The organism is Burkholderia sp. BCC1640, assembly GCF_902833125.1.
Lineage (GTDB): Bacteria > Pseudomonadota > Gammaproteobacteria > Burkholderiales > Burkholderiaceae > Burkholderia > Burkholderia diffusa.
The window spans coordinates 1-426 of sequence record NZ_CADFEF010000186.1 but is presented as its reverse complement, the minus strand read 5'-3'; the positions used below and the strand labels follow the sequence as shown (position 1 = coordinate 426).

Genomic DNA, 426 nt, shown 5'->3' with positions numbered 1-426 from the left:
GTTGACCTTGTCGCCGAGCGCCGCTTCCATCGCGTGCCAGAACTGGATCTCGGTGGTCGCCGTATCATTAAAAAACATTCCGAACCAGATCACGCTGCCGGCAGCCAGCGAGCGAACCAGTGTGTTGACTCTCATTGACCCATCTCCAAATGGTGTGCGGCCGGCTCGAATGTCCGACCGCTGTTGTTGGCCGCCGCGTTGTCCCGTCGAGCCCAAACGCGGCAGTCTAATTCTCGTCCATGACAAAAAGGCGTTGATATTCCTTCAGCGCGAAGCGGTCCGTCATGCCGGCGATGTAGTGCGCGACGAGCCGCGGCTGGGCGGCAGCGTCGTCGCTCTGGTAGGCCGGCGGCAGCAGGCGCGGATCCCCGGTAAAAGCCTCGTAGAGCCCCTTGACGACGCGCTGCGCCTTGTTGGCCATGCGCA

General features: G+C 62.2%; 2 pseudogenes. Both read right to left on the bottom strand.

Annotated features, from left to right (window positions below):
- Nucleotides 1-135 (bottom strand): annotated as a pseudogene (locus HWX25_RS33665) (sn-glycerol-3-phosphate ABC transporter substrate-binding protein); the annotation flags it as partial.
- A gap of 91 nt (nt 136-226) precedes the next feature.
- Nucleotides 227-426 (bottom strand): annotated as a pseudogene (locus HWX25_RS33135) (deoxyguanosinetriphosphate triphosphohydrolase); the annotation flags it as partial.